Origin of the sequence: Pedobacter frigidisoli (assembly GCF_032678525.1) — a bacterium.
GTDB lineage: Bacteria > Bacteroidota > Bacteroidia > Sphingobacteriales > Sphingobacteriaceae > Pedobacter > Pedobacter frigidisoli_A.
On the sequence record NZ_JAVTSE010000005.1, the window covers coordinates 419,048 to 442,948 of the forward strand.

At 40.9% G+C, this 23,901-nt stretch carries 20 protein-coding genes and 1 tRNA gene; 11 read left to right on the forward strand and 10 right to left on the reverse strand.

Annotated features, from left to right (window positions below):
- Positions 1-2: 2 nt before the first annotated feature.
- The 3 genes from R2Q80_RS16210 to R2Q80_RS16220 are packed head-to-tail and all read right to left on the reverse strand — an operon-like array spanning position 3 to position 5,882.
- The gene (locus tag R2Q80_RS16210) at positions 3-1,583 is read right to left on the reverse strand and encodes a glycoside hydrolase family 28 protein (RefSeq protein WP_316800599.1); all 1,581 of its coding nucleotides are present in this window, start codon (positions 1,581-1,583) and stop codon (positions 3-5) included.
- 13 nt (positions 1,584-1,596) lie between these two features.
- Positions 1,597-3,150, reverse strand: coding sequence for an MGH1-like glycoside hydrolase domain-containing protein (locus tag R2Q80_RS16215; protein ID WP_316800600.1), 1,554 nt, complete (start codon positions 3,148-3,150; stop codon positions 1,597-1,599).
- Entirely contained in the window at positions 3,150-5,882 is a 2,733-nt protein-coding gene (locus R2Q80_RS16220) for a hypothetical protein (RefSeq protein ID WP_316800601.1), read from the reverse strand. The genes R2Q80_RS16215 and R2Q80_RS16220 overlap by 1 nt, the downstream gene beginning before the upstream one ends.
- A 258-nt stretch (positions 5,883-6,140) precedes the next feature.
- Here R2Q80_RS16220 and R2Q80_RS16225 point away from each other — a divergent pair, with 258 nt between their 5' ends.
- From R2Q80_RS16225 to R2Q80_RS16245, 5 genes are all read left to right on the forward strand, one after another.
- A complete protein-coding gene (locus tag R2Q80_RS16225; RefSeq protein ID WP_316800602.1) occupies positions 6,141-6,905 on the forward strand; it encodes an SDR family oxidoreductase in 765 nt (254 codons plus the stop codon).
- A gap of 48 nt (positions 6,906-6,953) precedes the next feature.
- Positions 6,954-7,808: a fumarylacetoacetate hydrolase family protein gene (locus R2Q80_RS16230; protein ID WP_316800603.1), complete on the forward strand. Its 855-nt coding sequence runs from the start codon at positions 6,954-6,956 to the stop codon at positions 7,806-7,808.
- Positions 7,808-8,137 (forward strand): L-rhamnose mutarotase, encoded by a 330-nt coding sequence (locus R2Q80_RS16235; protein ID WP_316800604.1) that lies wholly within the window; start codon positions 7,808-7,810, stop codon positions 8,135-8,137. Before R2Q80_RS16230 ends, R2Q80_RS16235 begins: the two co-directional genes overlap by 1 nt.
- A gap of 3 nt (positions 8,138-8,140) precedes the next feature.
- Positions 8,141-8,962 carry an amidohydrolase family protein gene (locus tag R2Q80_RS16240; protein ID WP_316800605.1) on the forward strand — a complete coding sequence of 274 codons (822 nt, stop codon included), beginning with the start codon at positions 8,141-8,143 and terminating at the stop codon, positions 8,960-8,962.
- Between the two features lie 146 nt (positions 8,963-9,108).
- Positions 9,109-10,278, forward strand: a complete 1,170-nt coding sequence (locus R2Q80_RS16245) for an alpha-hydroxy acid oxidase (RefSeq protein WP_316800606.1) — start codon at positions 9,109-9,111, stop codon at positions 10,276-10,278.
- Positions 10,279-10,534: 256 nt separating this feature from the next.
- On the opposite strand, the gene R2Q80_RS16250 is transcribed toward R2Q80_RS16245, so the two are convergent.
- A complete protein-coding gene (locus tag R2Q80_RS16250) occupies positions 10,535-11,686 on the reverse strand; it encodes an aldose epimerase family protein (protein ID WP_316800607.1) in 1,152 nt (383 codons plus the stop codon).
- A 180-nt stretch (positions 11,687-11,866) separates the two neighbouring features.
- Here R2Q80_RS16250 and R2Q80_RS16255 point away from each other — a divergent pair, with 180 nt between their 5' ends.
- The 3 genes from R2Q80_RS16255 to R2Q80_RS16265 all read left to right on the forward strand — a co-directional run bounded on the left by R2Q80_RS16255 (position 11,867) and on the right by R2Q80_RS16265 (position 14,250).
- A complete protein-coding gene (locus R2Q80_RS16255; protein ID WP_316800608.1) occupies positions 11,867-12,565 on the forward strand; it encodes an NUDIX hydrolase in 699 nt (232 codons plus the stop codon).
- Between the two features lie 145 nt (positions 12,566-12,710).
- Positions 12,711-12,783 (forward strand) — tRNA-Lys (locus R2Q80_RS16260).
- Between the two features lie 249 nt (positions 12,784-13,032).
- Positions 13,033-14,250: a site-specific integrase gene (locus tag R2Q80_RS16265; RefSeq protein ID WP_316800609.1), complete on the forward strand. Its 1,218-nt coding sequence runs from the start codon at positions 13,033-13,035 to the stop codon at positions 14,248-14,250.
- Positions 14,251-15,254: 1,004 nt separating this feature from the next.
- Here the strand turns inward: R2Q80_RS16265 and R2Q80_RS16270 are convergent.
- On the reverse strand, positions 15,255-15,488 hold the full coding sequence (locus R2Q80_RS16270; protein ID WP_316800610.1) for a helix-turn-helix transcriptional regulator: 234 nt from the start codon (positions 15,486-15,488) through the stop codon (positions 15,255-15,257).
- A 338-nt stretch (positions 15,489-15,826) separates the two neighbouring features.
- On the opposite strand from R2Q80_RS16270, the gene R2Q80_RS16275 reads away from it, so the two are divergent.
- Both R2Q80_RS16275 and R2Q80_RS16280 read left to right on the forward strand, forming a co-directional pair.
- Positions 15,827-16,627 (forward strand): sigma factor-like helix-turn-helix DNA-binding protein, encoded by an 801-nt coding sequence (locus R2Q80_RS16275; protein ID WP_316800611.1) that lies wholly within the window; start codon positions 15,827-15,829, stop codon positions 16,625-16,627.
- Positions 16,628-16,654: 27 nt separating this feature from the next.
- Entirely contained in the window at positions 16,655-17,737 is a 1,083-nt protein-coding gene (locus R2Q80_RS16280; RefSeq protein WP_316800612.1) for a hypothetical protein, read from the forward strand.
- Between the two features lie 814 nt (positions 17,738-18,551).
- On the opposite strand, the gene R2Q80_RS16285 is transcribed toward R2Q80_RS16280, so the two are convergent.
- The 5 genes from R2Q80_RS16285 to R2Q80_RS16305 all read right to left on the reverse strand — a co-directional run bounded on the left by R2Q80_RS16285 (position 18,552) and on the right by R2Q80_RS16305 (position 21,548).
- Positions 18,552-19,523: a DUF5712 family protein gene (locus tag R2Q80_RS16285; protein ID WP_316800613.1), complete on the reverse strand. Its 972-nt coding sequence runs from the start codon at positions 19,521-19,523 to the stop codon at positions 18,552-18,554.
- Position 19,524: 1 nt separating this feature from the next.
- The gene (locus tag R2Q80_RS16290; protein WP_316800614.1) at positions 19,525-20,079 is read right to left on the reverse strand and encodes a BfmA/BtgA family mobilization protein; all 555 of its coding nucleotides are present in this window, start codon (positions 20,077-20,079) and stop codon (positions 19,525-19,527) included.
- 209 nt (positions 20,080-20,288) lie between these two features.
- Positions 20,289-20,582, reverse strand: a complete 294-nt coding sequence (locus R2Q80_RS16295; protein ID WP_316800615.1) for a hypothetical protein — start codon at positions 20,580-20,582, stop codon at positions 20,289-20,291.
- Complete coding sequence (locus R2Q80_RS16300; RefSeq protein ID WP_316800616.1) at positions 20,582-20,851, reverse strand: helix-turn-helix domain-containing protein; 270 nt, start codon at positions 20,849-20,851, stop codon at positions 20,582-20,584. The genes R2Q80_RS16295 and R2Q80_RS16300 overlap by 1 nt, the downstream gene beginning before the upstream one ends.
- A gap of 103 nt (positions 20,852-20,954) precedes the next feature.
- Positions 20,955-21,548 (reverse strand): hypothetical protein, encoded by a 594-nt coding sequence (locus tag R2Q80_RS16305; protein ID WP_316800617.1) that lies wholly within the window; start codon positions 21,546-21,548, stop codon positions 20,955-20,957.
- A gap of 321 nt (positions 21,549-21,869) precedes the next feature.
- Here R2Q80_RS16305 and R2Q80_RS16310 point away from each other — a divergent pair, with 321 nt between their 5' ends.
- Positions 21,870-23,900: a hypothetical protein gene (locus R2Q80_RS16310; protein WP_316800618.1), complete on the forward strand. Its 2,031-nt coding sequence runs from the start codon at positions 21,870-21,872 to the stop codon at positions 23,898-23,900.
- Position 23,901: the final 1 nt, after the last annotated feature.

Sequence of the window (23,901 nt, forward strand, 5' to 3'; positions counted from 1 at the left end):
CTCTACTGCCCTTTATCACCAGAAATTACATTGACATTTTCGGTCACATCGCCCTCTTTTTTAACGGCTGCCTTGATCTTTCCAAAGTTGTTATTGCCTAAGGTGATATTTTTGGTGGTCTGCCCACTCAATTTAAGATAGGTTGCCGTGGCCGGAACCGGGAAGGCATTATAAATAAAAGCATCGCTTACATTCTTCAGATCGACCACTGCCGCCGTGTTCGGTTTATAGCTTTTGAAGCCGTCAACAATCAACTGGGTTACATTCAGGGCTTTTAGTGCAGGGCCGATTTCTGTGTTTACCGTAACATTATGGAATTCTATCAGGTTGGCATTCGAGATGCTGAATCCGGTTTTAGCCTCCATATTGATGTCGTTGAAGGTTACGTTTTCAATGGGCATCTCCTCCAGGCCATTTAAGTAGCCTGCCTGATTTACCTGTCCGGTGATATTGCTGAGATGAATATTCCTGAATTTTGGAGTACGCTCAGAAACCGGCTCGACATTGGTTTTAGCATATTGCATATCCAGTACGATAGCCTGATCTTTAATATTTTTCATGATAATATTACTCACCCTGATTTCTTCCACGATGCCGCCTCTCCCTCTGGCGGTTTTGATTCTGATGCCACGATCGGTGCCATCAAACACGCAGTTTGAAATGGTTATTTTCCGCACATCGCCGCTCATTTCACTGCCGATTACCACACCGCCATGACCGGATAGCATGGTAGAATTGGTGATCACATAATTTTCTGCAGGAACAGCCATTTTACGTCCGGGTGCATCTTTACCCGATTTGATGGTGATACAATCATCACCTACACTGATATGGCAATCAGAAATGTGCACGTTGTTGCAGGATTCAGGATTAATACCATCCGTGTTTGGCGAATGTGGATTATTGATGGTCACCGCGTGAACCTTTACATTTTCGCAAAACTCCGGATTAACTGTCCAGAATGGAGAATTTCTGATGGTAATGCCTTCAATCAACACATTTTTACAGAACATCGGCTGTATAAACGGCGGACGGAGGAAACCGCGTTTCATTTGCTTCGGATCATCCGGAAGCACAATATCTTTGTTGAGTCCGTCGAAAGTGGCTTGCCATTTCGAGCGCGGCTGGCCTTCCTTATAGCCTTCAACGAAATCCCACCATTTCTTTCCGTGGCCGTCGATTAGTCCCCTTCCGATGATGGAAATGTTCTCGGCTTTATAGGCATAAAAAAGAGGTGAAAAGGATGTGACATCAACCCCTTCATAACGGCTTTTTACCATGGGCAGGTAGTCGTCAAAATTATCGCTGAAGTGCAGCTCCGCTCCGGCATCAATCAGGATGGTGATATTGCTTTTCAGATGAATGGCTCCTGTTAAATATTTTCCCGCAGGGAAATAAACAGTACCACCACCTGCTTTCGAGGCGGCTTCAATGGCATTTTTTATGGCCGTTGTGGCCAGTTTGCTGCTATCGTTTTTAGCCCCGTATTTTAAAACATTGTAATAGGATTGTGCATTGGCAACCACTGAAGTGGTTAATAAGCCCATCGCTATACAAAAGATTGTTACCAGCTTTAATTTCATTGTGTGTTTTCGGTTAATCCATTTTCACTTTTAGTGCCTTCAAATCTTTGCCTTTGTAAATTTCTTTTCCATTGGCAAAAATCAGGAAACCCTTTCCCTTATTGTACCTTTTTCCGGTTTTATCCCATAACACGGTAATGCTTTTTCCGTGGTACGACAGGTTATCCAATACAAACCAATCCCACTGGTTTTTTGGAATCAGCGGTGTGATTTCCAAAACATTATCTGCACGGGGCTTGATCCCAATCAGGTCATTAATCACCAGATCATTAAAAGTAGAGTGGTTATAAAAGCTGCTTCGCGGATTATCCCCTTTCAACCATTCACCGGTTTTTTCATCCTGATATTCACCAATGTAAGGTTTTCCGTTTTTTACGTGCGAGGCAGCATACTGGTGCAACTCCTGGTAAAATACCCGGGCATTCATTTTGCCATGATTCTTATAGTTGGTTAGCAAATTAGCTAATCCCTTCAGCGTTTGCGAACTGGCAAAGGGCCAGAGTGCGCCATCCCATTCACAACTGTGCCCCGTGCCGCGGGTCCTGAATGTAGGCTCCCTTCTTTCCGCTGTGGTAAGCCCCCAGGGCGCTTTGAACCCCGCAGTATCCAGTAACTGATCCCAGGCTTTCGCGTAAACGGACTTATCATCAGGTAAATTAAAGTCCCATGGGATAAAGCCGATCGCTTCCCTTACAGCTGATGAGCCTCCTTTTGCCTTCATGGTTTCAAAAAAACTTTCGGTTGTATTCCACAAGCTGTCTTGTACCAGGCTTTTGATCCTTGCAGATTTTTCCTGGTATTTTAAGGCCATTGCTTTATCACCCATTAAACTGGCAATCTTATTCAAAGCCACTGCATTGCCGTACATATAACTGTTAATAGTTGGACGCTGATTCTGGTCTTTCCTTGAACCGCTCACCGATTCTTCCATCCCATCTTTTACATCATTTTGCCAGAACAAACCGTTTTTAAGCTGGCGCTGCTCTTCCCACTTGGCATAATCCAGATCCAGCGCAGGAAGAATCTCTTTTAAAAAAGCCTGGTCTGGTTTTACCAGTTCATTCTGATAAACCGCGTCATCTACCCAGCTGCTAAACTGGTGGAAGCGTTGTTTGCTTTCCCCAATATCTGCTTTGTAAAGCCAGAACTTAATGTAATCCTTAAAGTACCTATTGTCTTTCAGCCATCTTCCTTCATAAATATGATGCCCCAAAGCGCAGCTGATGGAATTGTATTTCCCTGCATGCTTTACCGGCTCAATGAACTCGGTGAAGATAAATCCATCAGGAGTTTTCACCAGATGCTTGCGGTAAGTCCACCAACGATAATAATAGTTTTGCTCCAATACAGAATCAGGACATTCGAACATGGGGGCCTGATTGGCCAGCCAGGTAAAAGCCTCGCTGTTCGGCACAAAGTTTTTTACCGCCTCCGTATCAATTGAGTTAAAATAATCGACATACTTTTTGAGTTTAGATGTGCCTAAAATAGCCGATTGCTGTGCAAAACCGCTAATCGTTAACAGCGAGATACCTGCTGTAAATAATATTTTCTTTGTATTTATCATTATTCAAATAACCAATCTATATCCTTACCTCTGCCATCTAAACCCGCATTGAAAATGCGCAATTCCTGTTTATCATCAATAAAACCCAGCACCAGGCATTCCCCTTTACCTAAAGTTAACGTATGTTTTCCGGCCGGAAAACTATAGGCATGCACATTTGCCGGCGGATAACCATTCAATACCAGCGCGTTTGAGATTTTAATCTCCGATTGTCCGTAATTGTTGGCACTCGCATCTGTTTCCAGTTGTGGTGGCGCTAAGAATTTCGCATCTTTCTGATTGAAGAGGCCGACCAGCAACTTCACCGGAATCTTAGTCTCGAAGCTGATCTCCGTACCAGATTTCAATTGCCTGGTTTTAGAAAGTCTGATCCCTTTTAATCCGGTCAGCTGGTCTGCAACTTCTTTGATGCGCACCGAGCTGTCGGCGAATACGATTGCCTCTTTTTCAACTGTGTAATTTTCTAATGGACTGATCAGCTTTACCTCCGCATTTTTATAAGGCTGAACTGTTACAATACCCGCCCCTTTTACCGATTTCAATGAATCAATACTCCTTTTGAAATGTTCCAGCTCTTTGGTAAATACCGGAAGCATCTCTTTCCAGTGGATAAAAGTTTTATCTACGCCACGCATCGGGATTTTCCGCTGTTTGGTTTGCATGCTGTTGGCATACAGGTAGCTCCCTTCGGTGAGTTTCACTAGTTTAGCATAATGATCTACACTGTTTTGCAGGAAAGGTAAAGCCTGTTCCAGATCAGTCACCTGGTTTGAATATTTAAACCGAAGAATCCAGAGCGCAGCTTTCACCTTTTCAGCATAAAAGTTCGCCATTTCATCGTAACAATACATGTCGTTTTTTAAACGGTTGAATTCTTCCACATCTTTTCCGGCCTTCACTTTATTGATCGATGCCAGGGCATTTTTGCCGTGTACCACCACCTCTTTTGCAATCTGCATGGGTGTTTCACCAATATGCCCCTGTTTCTTCCATTCTTTTTCTGCATAGTCGATGATCATTTCACCTTCAGGCGCTTCCGATTCATACATCAGGGTAAACACACCGTATCGGTAGGGATTAATCAGCTGCGTCATCAGCATGCCCAGGGTCAGCGTCTGGCGGTTACCATCGGTTATACCATACCTGCGCAACAACTTGGGCGAAATCTCTCCAGATTCTTCGTAAGCATTTAATATTTCTTTTCCACCGGCCAGATCCGTGCCGTATTTCGATGCCAGTTCTGCGCCCCAGTAATCGATTTCTTTTGTACGGTCGCGCTGCGAATTCCAGGAATAGCGTGCCCATTCCTTATACCAAATCCAGTCCCTGTCAACCTCTAATAATCTGCCATTCACCTGGTCAGCAGTATATGGCCAGTCCCAGTAGCTTGCCTGTGGATATAAGTGTAATCCTTTGGCATCATAAATTTTGTTCATGGCTTGTACGGACTTCTGAATGAAATCTGCCGAACCATACCTGAAAGGCTCCAGGTTTGCCAGAATATGCACATTCGATATATTAATGGTACCAATGGCTGCCAGTTTCCTGTTTAGCTCTGCCCAGGCACCACGGGGTTGGTAGGTGGTTAATGCCTCTCCGTTAAATTTGTTTTCGGTGTATAAATTTTTGTATAAAGGCAGTGCCGCTTTCATTACACTGGGTGCATCCGTATCATGGGCGCGGAGCACAATGGGTGGCTCCTCTTTTATGCCCGCAGCTTTTAAACCATCTTTTACACCTGGGATAATGGTTTTGGTAAACCAGTCAATATCGTCTTGCCCCACACCTTCCATGGCCTCGCCTAAAGCCACCATTAAACCAACGTTAGGATATTTTTCTACAAAAGCCGTAATGGACTTTTTGGTGTAATCGGCAATTAAAGGAATAATAGGCCGGTTGCGGTCCTGCGTTTTCAATCCGTGCTTATCGGCAAATGGTTTTGGGATAATGATATTGTAAAACATCTGGATCACCCAAATACCTCTTTTGTCTGCCTCATGCGTCAGGAACTGAAAAATCTCCTCATTTTTCTTTAAAGTCGCTTCATCCACCTCCACTGCATAAGGATAATCTTTTAGTCGCAATAAAGAAGAAAATGGGTGTCCGTTCCATAGATAAAGCGAATTGTAACGGTTTTCCACCATCATATCCAAATACTTTATCCATAGTTTTTTATCATATAACCATGGGAAAGTCTCCTCCGTGTAGGGGTATTCATATACATCGTGACCTGGGAGGTAGTCTGGTTTCTGCAATCCGATGCAAGTTCCCCTGAGCACCATCTCCGGACGATCAGTGAGATTGATCTTCAACGGCATTTTTTTTGTCTTCTGTACCTGATCAGCCAGTTCCATACAACCGTACAGCGCTCCGGAAGCATCGTAACCAATAATATAAATGGTACCGTCTTTCGCGCTGGAAACGATAAAACTTTCTTTTTGCTGAACGAGCTTACTGAGAATCGCTTTGGGAATCGCTGCCACGAATGCCTGATCATCTATGGTTCCAATAACGATGTTATTTTTTGCAGCGACCGGTGTATGTTTTTTTTCAATGCGGTTACTGATACCGATGGCGGTTAAGCTTTTCGACAGTCTTTCTGCGCCAAACTGAACGCGTAACTGTTGCCTCCCATAAACAATAATGGTTTTCTGCAATGGAAGGGTTGCCCCTGAACGAATTGAAACGAAAGATAATAGGAAACAGAAAGCAAAAATCAGGAATTTTCTCATTCGGTGTGGCTCTGATAAAAGACTAATCGAATCCGATCAGCATTATATTTGGTTAATAAATTATTTAAATATAAAAATAATATTCAAATATAAGCAAATGAGCCATTCGCTTTTGTAAAATTTCTATGCCTTAAAATTGCTTATAGTACTATTTGGCAAGCAAAAGGATAATTAGATTAGAAGATAAAGAATTTTAATCAACAATATTTATTTTATTTGTAAGCATATTCTAATCAATTATAAATTTAAACCATAAACATGTTTTCTTTAACAAACAAAAGAGCAGTGGTTACGGGTGGCGGTAGCGGAATCGGCAAAGCCATTGCAACCGTATTGGCAAAGCAGGGCGCAGAGGTTCACATCATTGAATTGGGCCCTGAACAAGCCGAAAACACCTTGCAGGAAATTAAACATGCCGGCGGTGCTGCATTCAGCTATGCCTGCGATGTGTCTGACCACCAGGCTGTAATTGATACTTTTAACAAAATCGGACAGATTAACATATTAGTCAACAATGCCGGCATTGCGCATATTGGCAAAGCCGATACAACCGAAGAAGCCGATTTCGATCGCATTATGCGGGTGAATGTCAAAGGCGTTTACAATTGTTTATATGCTGCAATCCCTCAGCTCCGTGCAGCTGGTGGCGGCGTAATCATCAATATGGCGTCTATTGCCTCGCTGATTGGCCTGCCCGACAGGTTTGCCTACAGTACAGCGAAAGGTGCGGTGAAAGCCATGACCATGAGTGTGGCGAAAGACTATATCGGCGAGAACATCAGGTGCAATTCCATTTCACCGGCCCGTGTGCATACCCCTTTTGTGGATGGTTTTCTGCAAAAAAACTATCCGGATAATATTGACGAAATGTTCGATAAATTATCTAAAACGCAGCCCATCGGCAGAATGGCCAAACCGGAAGAGATTGGTGCACTGGCCTTGTATTTATGCAGCGACGAGGCCTCGTTTATTACCGGTTGCGATTATCCGATTGACGGTGGCTTTACTACCTTAAATAATTAATACTAAGCCCGAAGATACCCCACTTGATACTATATAAAAATTAACAATATGAAATTAATACGTTTTGGAGCTGCAGGTGCAGAAAAACCAGGAGTGATTATAGATGATAAATACTATGATGTTTCAGGTTTGGTACAGGATTACAATGAAGCATTTTTTGGTGGCGATGGACTGGAAAAACTAAAACAGGATATAGCTACTGCGAGCTTAACAGAAGTAGATAAAGGTGTACGCCTCGGACCAGCATTGGCGCGTCCTTCCAAAATCATCTGTGTAGGCTTAAACTACAAAGATCACGCTGCAGAAACCAATGCACCTATCCCTGCTGAACCGATTTTATTCTTTAAAGCCACTTCAGCGATTGTGGGTCCAAATGATGACCTCACCATCCCTAAAAACAGTAAAAAAACCGATTGGGAAGTGGAACTTGCAATTGTTATTGGCAAAAAAGCCAGTTATGTATCTGAGGAAAATGCATTAGACCACATTGCAGGCTACGTGCTGCACAACGATTACAGTGAACGTGAATTCCAGCTAGAACGCAACGGACAATGGGTAAAAGGTAAAAGTTGCGATACGTTTGCTCCGATTGGCCCATTCATTGCCACCCAGGATGAGATTGAAGATGTGCACAATCTTCGCCTTTGGTTAACGGTTAACGGAGAAACTTTACAGGACGGTAATACTTCAAACCTGATTTTCAATGTGCCATTTATGGTATCTTATATCAGTCAGTTTATGACGCTATTGCCGGGTGATGTGATTACTACCGGAACACCTGCAGGTGTTGGCTTAGGACAAAAACCAGAACCATGGTACCTTAAAGATGGTGATGTAGTGGAACTAGGCATTGATGGTTTAGGTTCAAGTAAACAAAACGTTAAAGCTTACACCGAAAACTAATGCAGAGATATTGCTTCACCCTCGATCTGATCGATGAGCCCTCCCTGATTGCGGAATACAGAAAACACCATGAAGCAATCTGGCCGGAGATACAGGAAAGTATTACTTCGGCAGGTGTGCTCGATATGGAAATCTACTTAAGCGGAAGCAGGCTGTTTATGGTTATGGAAGTGGGTGAAGACTTTTCTTTTGAAAAGAAAGCAAAGGCCGACCTGGAAAACCCGAAAGTGCAGGAATGGGAAACCCTGATGTGGAAATACCAGCAGGCGCTGCCCGGAGCTGAGCCGGGTGAGAAATGGCGGCTGATGGATAAAATTTTCAAGCTATAGATCATGATTGATACCCACGTACATTTCTGGAATTTTGATCCGGTAAGGGATAGCTGGATCACCGAAGACATGCAAGCGATCCGCAATGACTTCTCCCCTAAAAACTTAAGCAGGATATACAGCGACCTCCAGATTACCGGCTGCGTAGCGGTTCAGGCCAACCAGTCGGAGGCTGAAAATGAATTTCTCCTTGCACTGGCACAACAAAACGACCTGATTAAAGGCATTGTCGGCTGGATCGACCTTAAAAACCCTGATCTTGCTGATCGCCTGAAACATTGGAGCAATTTTAAACTGATTAAAGGCTGGCGCCATGTGCTTCAGGCAGAAAATCAGGCGTTTATACTTAACCCGGACTTCATTGCAGGCATCAGGCAGCTGAAAGATTACGACTATACTTACGACCTGCTGTGTTACCACAATCAGCTCGACAGCATCATCAGGATGGTCGACCAGGTTCCTGACCAGGCCTTTGTCCTCGATCATTGTGGTAAACCTGATGTAAAATCGCAGGATTTAAAAACCTGGGCTGGCCATATTAAAACACTGGCAGAAAATCCGAATGTATATTGTAAAGTTTCAGGCTTGCTTGCAGAAGCCGACTGGAAAAACTGGAAAGAGATTGAAATTTTTAACTGCTTAGATGTGATTTTTGAGAACTTTGGTGCGGAGCGGATTATGTATGGCAGCGACTGGCCGGTAATGCTCATCAGCCGCCCTTACCAGGACTGGTTTCAGCTTGTGCGCAAATACACGGAAAGGCTGAGTGAGCAGCAAAGAAAATCAGTTTTCAGTGATAATGCCAAAGGTTTTTATAGACTGTAAAGTACGGAAATTCATCATTTTAAAGCTTTTAGGTAGTTAAATTCCTAAATAAACCGAATATAACAGATAGTGCAGGATGGAGAAATTAATATATAATATTAGTTTTCGACTTTAAAAGGCATCTGACCAAGACAATAGATTAAATAATGAGCAAAAAAATTACATTTCCTTACCATCCGCAATATCCTTCTGTTGCCGACTTAAGGCGTAAAGCAAAAAACAGAATTCCTAAGTTCGCGTTCGACTACCTAGAAGGTGGTTGTAATGAGGGACTGAATTTGGCCCGTAACGAGAACGATTTTGATGATATTTACCTGAAGCCAAATTACCTGCGTGTTGGGTCAGAAATCGACATGTCGGTAGAGCTGTTCGGCCGTAAGTATAGTGCTCCGTTTGGTATTTCGCCAATAGGCCTGCAAGGTTTAATGTGGCCTAATGCTCCTGAAATATTAGCCAAAGCAGCAGCAAAACACGATATTCCCTATACCCTAAGTACCGTTTCTACCAGCAGCATTGAGCGCATTGCCGAAGTGTCGGATGGAAAGGCATGGTTTCAGCTCTACCATCCTACAGAAAACAGGTTAAGGGATGATATAATAAACCGTTTGAAGGCGGTTGAATGCCCGGTGCTCGTCGTATTGGTTGATGTTCCTGCATTTGGGTTGCGGTATAAAGAAATTAAAAGCGGACTATCCATTCCGCCGAAGATGTCGATCAATAACATTCTTCAGGCATTTGCAAGACCACTATGGGGCATTAAAACCTTACAGCATGGGATCCCGTCTTTTGCTACACTAAAGCCATATATGGAAAAAGGTATGGACATGTCGCAACTGGGACAGTTCATGAACCGGACTTTTACCGGTAAGGTAGATATCGAAAAGGTTTCTGCTATCCGCGAAATCTGGAAAGGACCACTGGTACTGAAAGGCATTGCAACGGATGAAGATATGCAGGCAGCTATACAAATTGGTGTTGATGGAGTAATTGTATCGAACCATGGCGGAAGACAAATTGATGCAGGTGAATCATCGATCAATTCATTAATCAAACTGGCCGCAAATCCCGCTTATAAATCGAAATTAAAAATCATGCTTGATGGTGGTATCCGTTCAGGTGTAGATTTAGCCAGGGCACATGCGGTTGGATCTGAATTCAATTTTATGGGTCGCCCGTTTATGTATGGTGTTGGTGCTTTGGGTAACGATGGTGGTGAACACACGATTAACATGTTCAAAACACACCTTTACCAGATCATGCAGCAGCTGACGATTGAAAAGGTTTCTCAATTTCCTGACAGATTATTGGAGGTTTAATTGGTCCTAAATATTAAGTCCGGATTCTTGAGCCAATGAAGATTTCGCTGATTTCGCTGCTACTGAAGTATTTTCTTCGTTAAAAAAAAACACAAAGACACAAAAGAACACAAAGGGGATCATTATGCTTTGTGTTCTTTTGTGTTTTTTGTCGTAAAATTCCGTGCCTTCCGTGTTTCCGTGGCTACCCACAAAAAAACTCCTGCAACGCAGGAGCTCCTTCATTCTTTGTGTCTTCGTGGTTAAAATAGATTACCTACTTCGAAAACTTATACGTTGTACTCGTTTTGTATGTCTGTCCTGGTTTCAACTCCGTGGAAGCAAAGTTAGGATGATTTGGTGCATCAGGGAAATGCTGTGTTTCCAGGCAAATCGCTGAGCGGTGCGGATATGACTTACCTCCTTTACCATCTTTATCAGCTCCGGTTAGGAAGTTTCCGCTGTAGAACTGCAAACCCGGCTCTGAGGTGTAAATATCCATTTTAATTCCAGTTACCGTACTCTTTACCGTAGCAATTGATGTTTTAGCATCGTGTGCTTTCAAAGCGAAGTTATGGTCGTACCCTTTGCCATATTTCAACTGCTCGTCTTTATCTTCAATAGATTTGCCAATCGTTTTCGCCTTATTGAAATCAAATGCAGTACCGGCAACAGCAGTTAACTTTCCTGTTGGGATCAAAGTAGAATCAACTGGCGTAATCGAATCTGCAGCAACGGTTAATTCATGATCAAGGATGGTATTGTTCCCTTCACCGTTCAGGTTAAAATAGGCGTGGTTGGTTAAGTTCACCACCGTAGCTTTATCTGTAGTGGCTTCGTAGTCGATCTGCACCGCATTATCATCCGTTAGCGTATAAATTACTTTAACATTCAATGTACCAGGATAACCCGCTTCACCATCTTTAGCTATGTAAGTCAGCTCCAGTTTCTGCCCATCTAATTGTTTGGCATCCCACACTTTTGAATAAAAACCATCAGTTCCACCGTGGAGTGTGTTAGGTCCGTCGTTAAGCTGTAACTGATATTGCTCGCCATTTAAAGTAAACTTCCCTTTGCCAATGCGGTTACCGTACCTGCCGATTAACGCACCAAAAAACGGTTCGCCTTTTTTGCGGTAGGCCCCAATGCTGTCGTAGCCTAAAACCACATCCGTTAGTTTATTATCCTTATCAGGAACAATAAGCGAAACAATCCTTCCGCCATAATTGGTAATGCTTACGCTTGCACCGTCTTTATTTTTGAGTGTGTATAATTTAACGGCTTTACCATCAATAGTGCTTTCGTATTTGGTACTGTCCAACGCAGTGGTGTATTGGACAGACTTTTCTGTTTTAGACTGGCACGAATACAGGAACATAGCAGCACAAATGGCCGCAACCGATACCGGCTTAAGATAAATTTTCTTCATAAAGATTTATTTTGGTTAAGGCTAAAGTAGGAAAAATATATTATCGTCATTGTAACGATTATCAATAATATTTGAGTTAATATTGAATTGACTTTATAACATCAGAAAAAATCGCATAATTTGCATCGGTTTGCAATGTTAGCAAATCATTCACAACAACCTAAAACGTTCTGCTTAAAAATGGCTAAATACCTTAACCAGAAACCTGTACTTGTAGCGGTAGATTGTATCATCTTCGGTTACGATGGCGAGCAATTGAAACTCCTGGTCATCAAAAGGGCTATCGAACCTGTAAAAGATAAATGGAGCTTGATGGGTGGATTTATCGGCGACGAAGAAAACCTGGATGGTGCCGCCAAGCGTATCCTTTTGGAGCTGACGGGCCTGCACGATGTGTACCTCGAACAACTCCATGCCTACGGACGCCCGGATCGTGATCCGATTGAGCGTACTATTTCGGTGGTGTATTTTGCTTTAATCGACATCAATAAATACAGCAAACAGATTAACGACCAGTTCCATGCCGAGTGGTTTAAACTTGCGGAAGTTCCTGAACTGATTTTCGACCATAACGAAATGGTGCAAGCCGCGATGGATAAGATCCGTTATCAGGCAGCCCTCCATCCTATTTTATTTGAACTACTGCCAAAGAAATTTACCATTCCACAATTGCAATCGCTTTATGAGCAGGTATATGACACCCCTATTGATAACCGGAACTTCATCCGTAAAATCACTGCAAGTGGTCTGTTAATTAAGCAAACAGAAAAAGATAAATCGAATTCCCGTCGCGGTGCTTTCTACTTTAAACTGGATAAAAACAAGCATAAGGCGCAGTTCCAGTCGTTTTTAAACTTTATACCGAAGTCGACTAAATAATTTTTATTTTTTTTTGGCGACTATATTTTTAAAAATCAGACAGTTGTAAAGGGCTCAATAAAACGCTTCTAATAAAAATAAAAAAAGATTTGCACGATTAATTATTATCCCTATATTTGCACCTCCTTAAACAACAAGGAAAAACGATTCCGTAGCTCAGCTGGTAGAGCATTACACTTTTAATGTAGTGGTCCTGGGTTCGAATCCCAGCGGGATCACACCAAAGACTATCAAAATGTATAAAACCCTGCAATCGCACGATTAGCAGGGTTTTTGCTTTTAGGGAATTGCCAAAAATCGCACGAATTCACAAAACTTTGGTGAGTGATTCGGTGAGTAAGGCAAAACGGTTAAAATTGACTCACCGAATTGTACATAATCATTTATTGTACAGGTTGTTACAAACTGAACATCTTGTGTAGATTTAGTTGCAAAGCTATTTTTGTTTCACCTTTAATCGTTAGATTATGAAGACCAATTTTAGCCTGCTTTTCTATTTGAAAAAGCAAAAGAACTATGTAAGTGGAAATGTGCCGATCTACATGAGGATTACCGTAGAGGGAAATCGTGTAGAGATGGCCACCAATCGGGATTGCGACCCTAAGCGATGGAACGCCAAGGGTGGCAGAGCTATCGGCTCAAAAGAAGAGATCAAGGTGTTGAACACCCATCTTGACCAATTGCAGAATGCCGTTTATTATGCCCATCAACGTGTTTTCGATATGGGGTTGCCGATTACAGCAGATGCAATTAAATCCAGTTACCTTGGTACGCTCACCAATTCCCATACCCTATTGGAAGCGATTGCCGACCATAACCTAAAAATGGAGCAGCCTGTGGGTAAAGATTACGTCCGTGGCACATTGAACCGTTATAAAGTCTTGGAAAGACACCTTAAGGTTTTTATCCCTTTGAAATATGGTGTAGCCGATATGGATATTAGAACTATCGACCAGGCATTTCTGAATGGATTTGACCATTATCTAAGGTCTGATAAGAACTGTGCGAACAATTATGTGGTAAAGAACATTAAAAATCTTGGAAAGATCCTTCGTATCTGTATGGAGAACGAATGGATAGACAAATCCCCATTTACCGCTTATAAAGGCAAAACGAAGAACGTCGATCGCTTTTATCTGAACAAAGAGGAATTGGCTCATATCGCGGGCAAAGAGTTTTTATCGGATAGATTGAAGCAGGTAAGAGACGTTTTTATTTTCTGCTGTTTTACTGGTTTGGCTTATGTCGATGTCTTCAAACTGAAACAGGAGAATATCAGAAAGGGAATTGATGGCGACCGATGGATCTTTACCAATAGGCAGAAAACCAAAACAAGATCGTCGGTTCCGCTACTTTCAACAGCTGTTGAGATTGTTGATAGATATTCCACCAACAAAGTTTGCCTCAATAAAGGCTCGCTTCTTCCAGTTCCCAGCAATCAAAAGATGAACGAATACCTGAAGGAGATTTCCGACCTGTGCGGAATTGAAAAGAAACTCACCTCACACATTGCCCGCCATACTTTTGCCACTACCGTTACGCTATTGAATGGCGTACCTATAGAAAGCGTATCAAAGATGCTCGGACATACGAATATCAGGACTACCCAGCATTACGCTAAAATCTTAGACATTAAGGTAAGTGAAGACATGGCAATTCTTAAACAAAAGTTGGCTATCTTATAAATATCCAAATTTGATCACTATCACTGAAATACACCAGGTCAAACGCCATTTCTAGACATTCCAAAATATCGGTTAATCTTTAACATGAATAATGGAAGAAATGAGAAACTTTAATGGTTACATGTTTAACAATTAGCATTTTATTTCTGAAATATCACTTGGCAACTCTAGGGACATCGCCATTGACGATAAGTCAATGGCTTTGTTTCAATACCTATCTGATAATGAGGAGGCTTTTGCAATTCTTTTAGTTAGGCAAAGAAAAACTCAGGATCCAAAAAATCATTTGACTGAAGGGTCTGAATCTTATGTGTAGATAGTTTGAACAATTTTGCAAAAACAAGTTTTTGGAACATTTGATATATGATAATAAAATTAGGTTAAATTTGATTATAATTAAATTTTATGACTATTCCAAGCCTACCTTACGACTCATTTTATAAATTTCTCTTTATTTCGGGGATTATTCTAATTATAACAGGCCTTTATCTGCGAAATGATTTTGTTACAAAAATACCTGATACGACCGCTAAAATCGATTCGATAACCCAGAATTACAGCATGGTGAGGTTGAATTTGTCTTTTAAGAAATCAATGGATAGTGCGCTGGTCTCGCAAGATACAAATTTAACACCTCGGAGTTCTATAAGTGATGTTGCTCAAATAAAGTCAAAATACAAAAGTGACAGTATAAAAATTCGAAATGGTGTTTTGGCAAACCAATATCTATTGAGGTACCATCTTCCGAATTACCATACGTCTCTGCTGTTAAGATTTGAAATAATGTGGTGGAGCGGGATAATTATTGTATTAGTAGGTGGTTTTTTTTGGCACAGGCAACAGATAGTTCAAGACAAAATACAAATCACGCAATTAAAAATTTTGGAGAAGCAACTCAGTGAAAAAAAAGAATCGAATAGATACGGAAGACGATAATCTTTTTGGATTACGCAAATGAAATTTATATCTGGATGTAGCTTACCTCTTTATCCTATCAGAAGGCTTTATTTTAAAGAAAATTTAAATAGCTTCGATAATTCAATATCTAAAGCGTTGCTAATCTTATATATTGTAGTCAACTTTAGATCTACTCTTCCTTTTTCAATATTTATCAACTGTGGGTGTTCAATGCCTGCCTGTAAAGCAAACTGCCTTATACTTAATCCTTTTTCTTCGCGAAGTAGCCTAATATGTTCACCTAGCTTCACCTTTAATATACCGACATCAATTAATTCCATAGGTGGAATATCAGTTTTATTAAAAATAATTATGGTATACTTGGATATACCACTAAAGTTTTTTAACTTAGAGGTATTAATTTAAAGCTATAAAAAGCTAAATTTGCGATACTTCATTATAAACCATTGAGGCATTTCGCACTTAGAGTCTCGTAACTGAAACGTAGGAAATTTCAAAAGAACACGGGGATAAGTCAAAAGTGCTCACGCTATAGGCGTGGGCCTACTTATTCGTGTTCAGGTCTCCTACGACCTCAGTTGCGGTAAGTGGGTTCCACGTCTTATTTCGTTTAAACCACTTCATAGACTCCTTTAAACTAAAAATTAAATGAGCATCTATGGGATTAACCAGTTTATCATCTTTTGAAAAAACATGTCGTGCCTTTGAACAGTTCCGCGAGGGCAGCGAAAAGGGCCTGGAATTTTTCTATCGGCAATTACAGCCCAACCTCTACCATCGAGGCCTTCGTTACATAAAAGATGATATAAGTGCCGATGGAATCGTTAAAGAAGCATTTATACGGCTGTGGCTTTCGCGTCGGAATATTTCCTCACCAGAGCAGCTCTGCGGTTTCGTTACTCAATTGGCTGTAGATGGCTTCAAAGCTTATTTTCGCAGTTCCAAATTCCGTTTCGAACGCGATATATTCCGGCTTGATGATATCGAAAATTATCAGGAATTTATAGGCGATAATGACACTCAATTTGATATAGAATTTGATACAATGCATTATCTGCCGGAATCAGACCAAAATACCGAACGCTGGCAAATGGTACAGGCGGTACTTCCCAAAATTGGTGCTGATCAGCAACTATTCATCCGCCTCTGCCTCCGCTACGCATTCGATTATGGCAGCATTGCCTCTCATTTGGGTGGCATTTCGGATTATCAAGTTGCAAATAAGGTAGGAAAGATATTGCGCGAATTGAAATCAATCGTTGCAGATACAAAGAAGCTGGTTACCGTTAAGAACAGCAGGTTCACGTTCCAAGGCGATATTAGCGAAGAACAGTCCAAAATTTTGCGTATGCGCTATACTTTGGGTTACAGCTTTGCCGAGATCGCCGAAGAACTGAACTTACCCCAAGGGCATATTCAGCAGGCTTTCGCTGCTGCATCTTTAAAAATTAAAAAATAAAAGTCATTTGATATGGAAAAAAACACAATGATACTGACTCGCAAAATCCAACTACTCATTGATACCAAAGACTCACAAGTTCTACACCAAGCTAGGGAACAATTATATAACTGGCAACGGATTTGTTTCCGTGCTGCCAATATGATCATGAGCCATCAGTTTGTTCAGGAACAGGTGAAGGACTTCTTCTATCTGACCGAGGAAATCAAACTGAAGATTGCCGACCATAAAAAAGATGAAAATGGTATCCTGATATCCTCAAGGCAGAATACCACTTACAGGTTGCTCTCCAATCATTTCAAAGGACAGATCCCAACGAATATTCTCAGCAACCTCAATAATACGCTCATTACAAATTTCAACAAGGAGAAGGATTCCTACTGGCGGGGGGAAAAATCCCTTAGAAACTATAAGCGCAATATACCCCTGCCCTTTGGCGCAGAGGTGCTCTGCGGACTTGCGCATACCGCCGATAACAAGGATTTTTCATTTAGGCTTTTCCAGATCCCTTTTAGGACATATCTCGGCAGGGACAGATCCGATAAGAAGATCATGCTCGAAAGGATCAGGACCGGTAAACTAAAAATGCGTGCCAGCCATCTCCAGCTGGATAATGGTAAGGTATTCCTGCTTGCGGCAATAGAGGTCGAAAAGGAGCAGCATGCTCTTGATCCAAAGATCATTGCCGAATCCTCCCTTTCCATCGAGCACCCAGTAATTGTAAAGATCGGTAGCCTGGAACATTCCATTGGTAACAAGGAGGAATTCCTGCACCGTAGGCTGGCCATACAGGCAGCAATACACAGGGTGAAAAAAGCCGTACCGTATAACCGTGGTGGACATGGCAAAAAACGGAAGATGAAGAGCCTCGAGGACTACCAGCACCTTGAAAAGAGATACGTAGAACAAAAGCTGCATCTCTACAGCCGTATGCTGATCGACTTCTGCGTAAAACACAAGGCAGCTACCCTCATTCTGGTCAACCAGCAGGAAAAGGAAGAAATAGCCAAAGACGACCAGTTCCTACTGAAAAATTGGAGCTATTACAGCCTGAAAGAAAAGATTACATATAAGGCAGAAAAGGCTGGCATACAACTTATCATTGAATAATTAAATAAGAGGCTGTTTGCACAGCTATAGCGTGGGATTACAATTATGCCCACCAACCCGACTGTAAAAAACGGACTGCAATGGCGTACCTCGTATTCGAAAAATTGGGGTTAATTTATGAAGATAGTTAATGATTTGAGGCTGCCTGCGCAGTCATAGGGTGGGATATTTTATGCACACTAACCTGATAAATTCAGGAAACGCAGTGGCGAGCTTCATGTTAGAAAAAAGCTGCATACAAGCTAAAATCTAAACTAATATATTTGAGGCTGTCTGCGCAGCCGAAAGTGGGATTTAAGATTACCCACTAAGACAATCTTCCAGATAGAACGTAGGGTTTTTTCATGTCGATGCGATATAGAAACGGGAGATTACCAAAAGACATGGGTACCGACAAATTATTTTTTGAGGCTGCCTGCACAGCCATGGGGTGAGATCATCAAATGCTCACCGATCACCAGCGATAATGGTATCTGCAGCGGCGGATTTCATGTCAATATGAGATTAAAAGGAAGAAAACAATTCTAGGTGATATAGCTGATAAATCAAATTATAGCAGTGCTGCTTGTACAGCTCCATAGTGAGACCGCCAGTGCTCGCCAAGATGATAAGTCATCATACAACATGTGGGAACTGCTGTTAAACTACCAGCTATGCAATTTCTTTTTATGGGCATACATCCCCAGCAACAATAGACCGGAAAAGAGCAGGCAACCGCCAAAATCTTTTCCGTAGATGCTGGGGCGAAAACAGCGCGGCTGTGTGGGCTGGCCGTTTTTGCAGGCCGCAAATGCGCGGGGGGGGGAATCTGAGACTACCGCCCAAGGCCTTGGTTTTGTTGCATCTGCCGCTTCCGCCTTTTCCGTTCTGAAAGTTCCACTGGATTTACGTCAGGTTCGATCGATTGAACTGGTTCCAGCATTGCCTCGATAAATCCACTGATCGATTGACCTGTTACCTTGACTATATCCGCAACCGTTGAAAAAAGCCCATCTGCTACATCCCGTGCCAGTTCATTAACATGCTCAAAATTATGGTGCTGATTTGTTGACAGTTCAAGAATATCCATTTGTTCCCTCTGAGCGATGCTACCTTTCTTCTGTACGTTGGCATGCGCAAAAGTCTCCTTTAGCCCCCTGTCAAAACCAAAAAGCCTATCAAAGATGGTCTCTCCCGATTGCTTGAATGCCACACGGTTGAACTGTCCAAGCTTTTTGGAATGTGTCTCGTTCTTGCCCTTTGAATTGTTCATTGGGCTTAGCTTGATTTTGTTGTTGGCATCCTTTCGACTTACGATAATCTGAATGTGCATCTGGTTGCCTTCTTTTCTCTCGCCACGGTTCCGTTCACCGTTTAATACTTCTTTGTCCTTGTGGCTGTAGTAGCGATGGTTCTTGATCTTGCCGAACCACATCAGGTCTTTGGCGGAACTGATTCCTTCACGCTTGAAGTTTCTTGCATATTCGTCCATTACCTTTTCGGCATATTTTTTCAGTTGTTTCATCATCTCCCTTTTACCATAGTTTTCTTCGAGGTATTTCAATTCTTTTTGGCTGGGGCTGATGTTGACCAAGAAGAACTTTGCATCGGCCTTGCAGAGCTTGGCGATATTGCTATCTATTAAATGCCGCACCTCATAGGATTCGATCCTGTTGCCAGTATGATTAAACCAAAATTGTGGCTCAAGTTTATCTTTGATCCTGTTCTCCTTTTCAAGATAGTGCACCAACTCCCTGCTGCTTCCCTTGTTGTTTGCGGTTAGGCTGTCGGTAATATTGATGTACATATCAGAGCAGTTCTATTTGTTTACGCGTCTGTTCAGCTAGTTCCTCTTTTTCCTTTCCCGATGTCATCATGCCCATTCGTTCCCTTTCCCTGATGTAGCTGTTTAGTATCAGCATGAAATTCTTCTTCAACCTTTCCTTTGTGATTATTTTCATCTCGATGTTGCTGGCTACTTCGTGCAAAGTGCCCAGTCTTTTTGCCTGTGCCGACTGGTTTGACAGCATCTCATCATTGTGCTTCAGTATCTGACCATTGAAGCTGTCAATTATCTTCTTCATCACCTCGATCATCCTAGCCGAATCACGTTTGATGGGAATGAGTAGTTCGGTCTCCTGTGTCTTGATGAAACCTATGTATTCCTTTTGCCCTTTAAGGATGGTGTTCTTTAACAATTCATCATTCAGGTCGGTCGGATCTTTTTTGCTCCGATAGAAATAGTCCAGCATCTGGGAAAATACCAAACGCTTTGACCTGCCGAGCTTGAGGGCGATCTTCTCGAATTTCACATCATCCTGCACTGAATATTTTACCGTTCTCAATGTTTCCTGCATATCCATATGTCTTTATAACCAGTTATATCGCACCCTTAAGGGGGTTCCAATTTCGACTTCTATGCCGCTTTAACAGTGGCCAAGAACCCTGGAGGGTTCTCGAAACCCCCACAGCGTAGCGTGGGGCAAGTAAAGTAGGGCTCTGCCCAACTTCCGCTTGCTCCTTTTCCCGAAGAAGGAAAAGGACTTTTCTGCAACGTGCCTAACCCTCATGGTTAGCTATTATTGTCCAACAAGGTAACCCGGCTGGCAAGGTTAGGGTGGTACGACGGTTCGTATTCGATAAGGCCGTTTGCGATCAGTTCGCCCATACATTTGTGGTAGGTCGCATAGGAACGGATGGCCGAATGTTTCATCAGTTCCCGCCTTGAAACCCGAAACGGATTTTGGCGCGATGCCTTGTCGTGGTACATGAGTATGGCCGAATAAAGGCTGAGGTGTGATTGACGGAAATGCCTGTTCCCGCTGGCAAGCTTCAGAAAGCTCGCCAGTTGTTCTGCCGTTCCCATTACGAATTTCTGATTTCGCCCAACAACTGTTCGATGTCCGCATGTGCATAGTAGAATATGCCACCGATCTTTTCATAGGGAAGTATTCCCTTTATGCGAAGGTTCTGCAAGGTGCCAGATGAAATCTTCAATAGCTTCCTTACCTCCGAACTGCGGAGGAATTGTTTGTTGGTTACCGTTTCATCGGTTCTGATGGTCTGTTTAATCCCCTCTATAAGTTCGGACTTGAACCTGTGGAGCTCTTCTCTCGTTAAGATCTCGATCTGCATAATGCCTCCGTTTTTAAGTTTACGGAAGCAAATTTGTAGCGGGAAATGGTTGAAACAATGACCAACGAGTTGGGCTGGTCATATACAGTGGATGAACTGCCTGCTATTTTTTTGCAGGTTCTATTGGTATAACTTTGAAAAGGCGATGCTCTGGTTGTATCGAAGTACCTTTAATAGTTATATCTCCTTTCTTGTCGACAAAGTAGTTTCGAGCGGTTTCGATGGGAATATCCTTACCACCGTGTGAGAAATATTTCGCGATCATCTTAGCATACGGGATTTTGTGGTCGCTTTTTAGCAGTTTTCTCCTCGATGGCAGTTTTAACTCACGCAATTGTTGAATAACATCTATGAAAGTTGGCAGATGTCCATCATCAATGAGGATCTTCAGTGAAACTTCATATTGATTCAACTCCGCCAATTCCGCATTTAGTTTTTCGATTTCTTGTTTTTGGTTCTGGATGAGTTCATCTTTTTCGGCGATAACAATCTTAGATGGTCTGGCATTCCATTGGTCTAAGTTCTTCAAGTATTTTTGGAACTGTTGGAGCTTTGCAAGGTTCTGCCTGTACATGCCGTGATTATTTGAGAAAGGATCTTGCATTTCGAAATGTTTAATCCTTGATTGAACAATCTGCCAGACATGACTGAAAAAATCTTCTTCATTGATCAAGTCATTTTCTAAGGCATAGTTCAAATGGTAATTATAATAATTGGCAAAATCCCTTCATCCATTCCGTAGATTTTAAGCAGGAAGTGGTTATCATCATGACTATGCCATAGCCCCATAAAGGTTCCGAAATCATATGAATGGAATGAGAATGAAAAACGTTTGCGTGGCTTGAATGGGCTTCTTATCATACACTACTGCTAATAATAAATGACAACTTCGATTTTATTTTTGGACATATTTATCCAAGAAGTAAGACATTGATCTAAAATTTAAGATATTATAAATTTAGAATTTCTTTTTAAATATTATTTAGTTAATATTATAAGCCAAATAACGCTTAACTCAATGAGAAAAAATAACTTACTAGCCTCTGTTGCTTTATTCCGAAAACTATATGACAGGGAAGATTATAATAATATCTACGATATTCTTGCAGAATTTGTTAGAGGTGCAGTAATCTACGAAAATAAGTTAACGTATACCTCTGAAGAAATCAAGGGGCTCCTAAAAAAAGTATATGGTTTTGAAATACCAGAATCAGTAATCAAGACTACACTTAGACACAGGTTCGAAGGTAAACTTACAAAAGTTATTAATAGTTATACATTTCATCAAAGCATAAAAGAAAATTTTGAAGAAATTGAACGAGAGCTTGTAGAAGTAAATGATAAAAATGAAGGCTTAATAAAAAGCTTATATCAATATATTTCGAATAAATTGGGAAAAGAAATATCTAAAGATGAGGAAATTAAGATTTTTGAAAATTTCACTCATTTCACTATGGACAATGGCTATTCCGATCAATATTCCGAATTGATAGGAGCATTTGTAGTGAGTAATCAAGGCAATACTGAATTCATAAACAACTTGAATTCAATTAGAGAGGGCATTATATTATATCAAGGGTTATCTTATACTGCTGATTTAAATGAATTGGGCAAATGGAATACTGATTTGGATATTTTTTTAGCTCCAGAGCACTTATTCAATGCATTGGGATATAATGGAATACTGTTTGAAGAAATTTTTAATGACTTCTATATGCTCGTAAACGATATAAACAAAGGCAATAAGCCTAGTAATAAAAATAGAGAGAAAAAAATCCGATTATTTTATCCACATGAAACTAAGGTAGAAATCGATGGCTTTTTCTTCATTGGTGAAAAAATTGTCAGTGGAAAGAAAACCATAGATCCATCCAAGATTGCCATGGAAACTCTTGTTAAGGGCGCAAATACCGTTAGCGACATTAAAGCAAAACAGGTAAATTTCTATAATCAACTTAAGTTAAAAGGCATTGTCGAATACGATATTGAATTTGATGCTGCTAAACATTCAAAATATAATGCCGTTGATCAAAATGTTATAACAGAACTCGAAGCTGAAGCTAAAAAGAACAAAAGACCTTTCGATGAAGAATTTTGCTACAGCCAATTAGTTTTGTTTAGCAAAATTAACTTTAAGAGGTTAGGTAGGAACGATCTCCCATTTGAAAAAATAAGCGATATTTATATTACAGAAAATGCACTCTCAAAGTATTTAGCACACAATAATGCGGTTAAATTTAACAAAGATGATACTGCATTTGCAAAGGATATAGATTTCGCCATTTCAAGATTTTGGTTTAAGCTTAAAAAGGGTTTTAACTTGGATAATTACGTACCAAAATCTTTCGATTTGATAAACAAAGCGAAAATTATTCTCAGTTCATATACTAATAATACAATAGCTCGAGAATATTACAAAATAAACAAACAATTCAAGGATGGCCAATTAAATGAAGAGGATGTTGTTCGTTTGAATATTGAATTGAAAGAAAAAAACAATTCACCAGACAATATTAACGAACAAAATATTGACGAAACATTGATTTTCTTGAGGGATGAAAATTTCATAGAAAATATAAAAAGGGAAAATGAACGAAAAAATACTAAACTAGAAGAACTGGAAAAGAAATTAGCAGAATATGAAAATAAAGATAAAGAACAACTAAAAATCCAGGTCGAAAAGGAAACTAATGAGCATATAACCGAACTTGCATTAAGAGAATGGAAGGAATACCAAAATAAAGGATGGGTTGCATTTAGATATTTTACGTTGGTACTCTCTCTGAATTTATTGTTAGCTATTTTAGGTTTCTTTTTTGCATTTAACACAACCGCCAAAAACTGGTTGATAGAATTTGGTACATTCCAAAAGACTGTCAGCATGATTTACATTTCATTCATTTTAATAGAAATTCTAGGCAGTAAATACATTTTTGATAAGATCAAGATTTTAGAGGGCTATAATTGGTTAATTGCAATAATAATGTTACGTAATAGTAAAAAAGAATTTCTAAGCCATACTATTGAAAAATTAAAAACCCAAAAGTAAC

Bases quoted from the DNA above. Each gene is read 5' to 3' on its own strand.
- R2Q80_RS16290 (WP_316800614.1), bottom strand. From the start codon at position 20,079: ATGGATATGCAGGAAACATTGAGAACGGTAAAATATTCAGTGCAGGAT.
- R2Q80_RS16230 (WP_316800603.1), top strand. From the start codon at position 6,954: ATGAAATTAATACGTTTTGGAGCTGCAGGTGCAGAAAAACCAGGAGTG.
- R2Q80_RS16265 (WP_316800609.1), top strand. From the start codon at position 13,033: ATGAAGACCAATTTTAGCCTGCTTTTCTATTTGAAAAAGCAAAAGAAC.
- R2Q80_RS16225 (WP_316800602.1), top strand. From the start codon at position 6,141: ATGTTTTCTTTAACAAACAAAAGAGCAGTGGTTACGGGTGGCGGTAGC.
- R2Q80_RS16235 (WP_316800604.1), top strand. From the start codon at position 7,808: ATGCAGAGATATTGCTTCACCCTCGATCTGATCGATGAGCCCTCCCTG.
- R2Q80_RS16310 (WP_316800618.1), top strand. From the start codon at position 21,870: ATGAGAAAAAATAACTTACTAGCCTCTGTTGCTTTATTCCGAAAACTA.
- R2Q80_RS16250 (WP_316800607.1), bottom strand. From the start codon at position 11,686: ATGAAGAAAATTTATCTTAAGCCGGTATCGGTTGCGGCCATTTGTGCT.
- R2Q80_RS16300 (WP_316800616.1), bottom strand. From the start codon at position 20,851: ATGCAGATCGAGATCTTAACGAGAGAAGAGCTCCACAGGTTCAAGTCC.
- R2Q80_RS16240 (WP_316800605.1), top strand. From the start codon at position 8,141: ATGATTGATACCCACGTACATTTCTGGAATTTTGATCCGGTAAGGGAT.
- R2Q80_RS16280 (WP_316800612.1), top strand. From the start codon at position 16,655: ATGATACTGACTCGCAAAATCCAACTACTCATTGATACCAAAGACTCA.
- R2Q80_RS16220 (WP_316800601.1), bottom strand. From the start codon at position 5,882: ATGAGAAAATTCCTGATTTTTGCTTTCTGTTTCCTATTATCTTTCGTT.
- R2Q80_RS16275 (WP_316800611.1), top strand. From the start codon at position 15,827: ATGGGATTAACCAGTTTATCATCTTTTGAAAAAACATGTCGTGCCTTT.
- R2Q80_RS16215 (WP_316800600.1), bottom strand. From the start codon at position 3,150: ATGATAAATACAAAGAAAATATTATTTACAGCAGGTATCTCGCTGTTA.
- R2Q80_RS16295 (WP_316800615.1), bottom strand. From the start codon at position 20,582: ATGGGAACGGCAGAACAACTGGCGAGCTTTCTGAAGCTTGCCAGCGGG.
- R2Q80_RS16255 (WP_316800608.1), top strand. From the start codon at position 11,867: ATGGCTAAATACCTTAACCAGAAACCTGTACTTGTAGCGGTAGATTGT.
- R2Q80_RS16245 (WP_316800606.1), top strand. From the start codon at position 9,109: ATGAGCAAAAAAATTACATTTCCTTACCATCCGCAATATCCTTCTGTT.
- R2Q80_RS16270 (WP_316800610.1), bottom strand. From the start codon at position 15,488: ATGGAATTAATTGATGTCGGTATATTAAAGGTGAAGCTAGGTGAACAT.
- R2Q80_RS16285 (WP_316800613.1), bottom strand. From the start codon at position 19,523: ATGTACATCAATATTACCGACAGCCTAACCGCAAACAACAAGGGAAGC.
- R2Q80_RS16210 (WP_316800599.1), bottom strand. From the start codon at position 1,583: ATGAAATTAAAGCTGGTAACAATCTTTTGTATAGCGATGGGCTTATTA.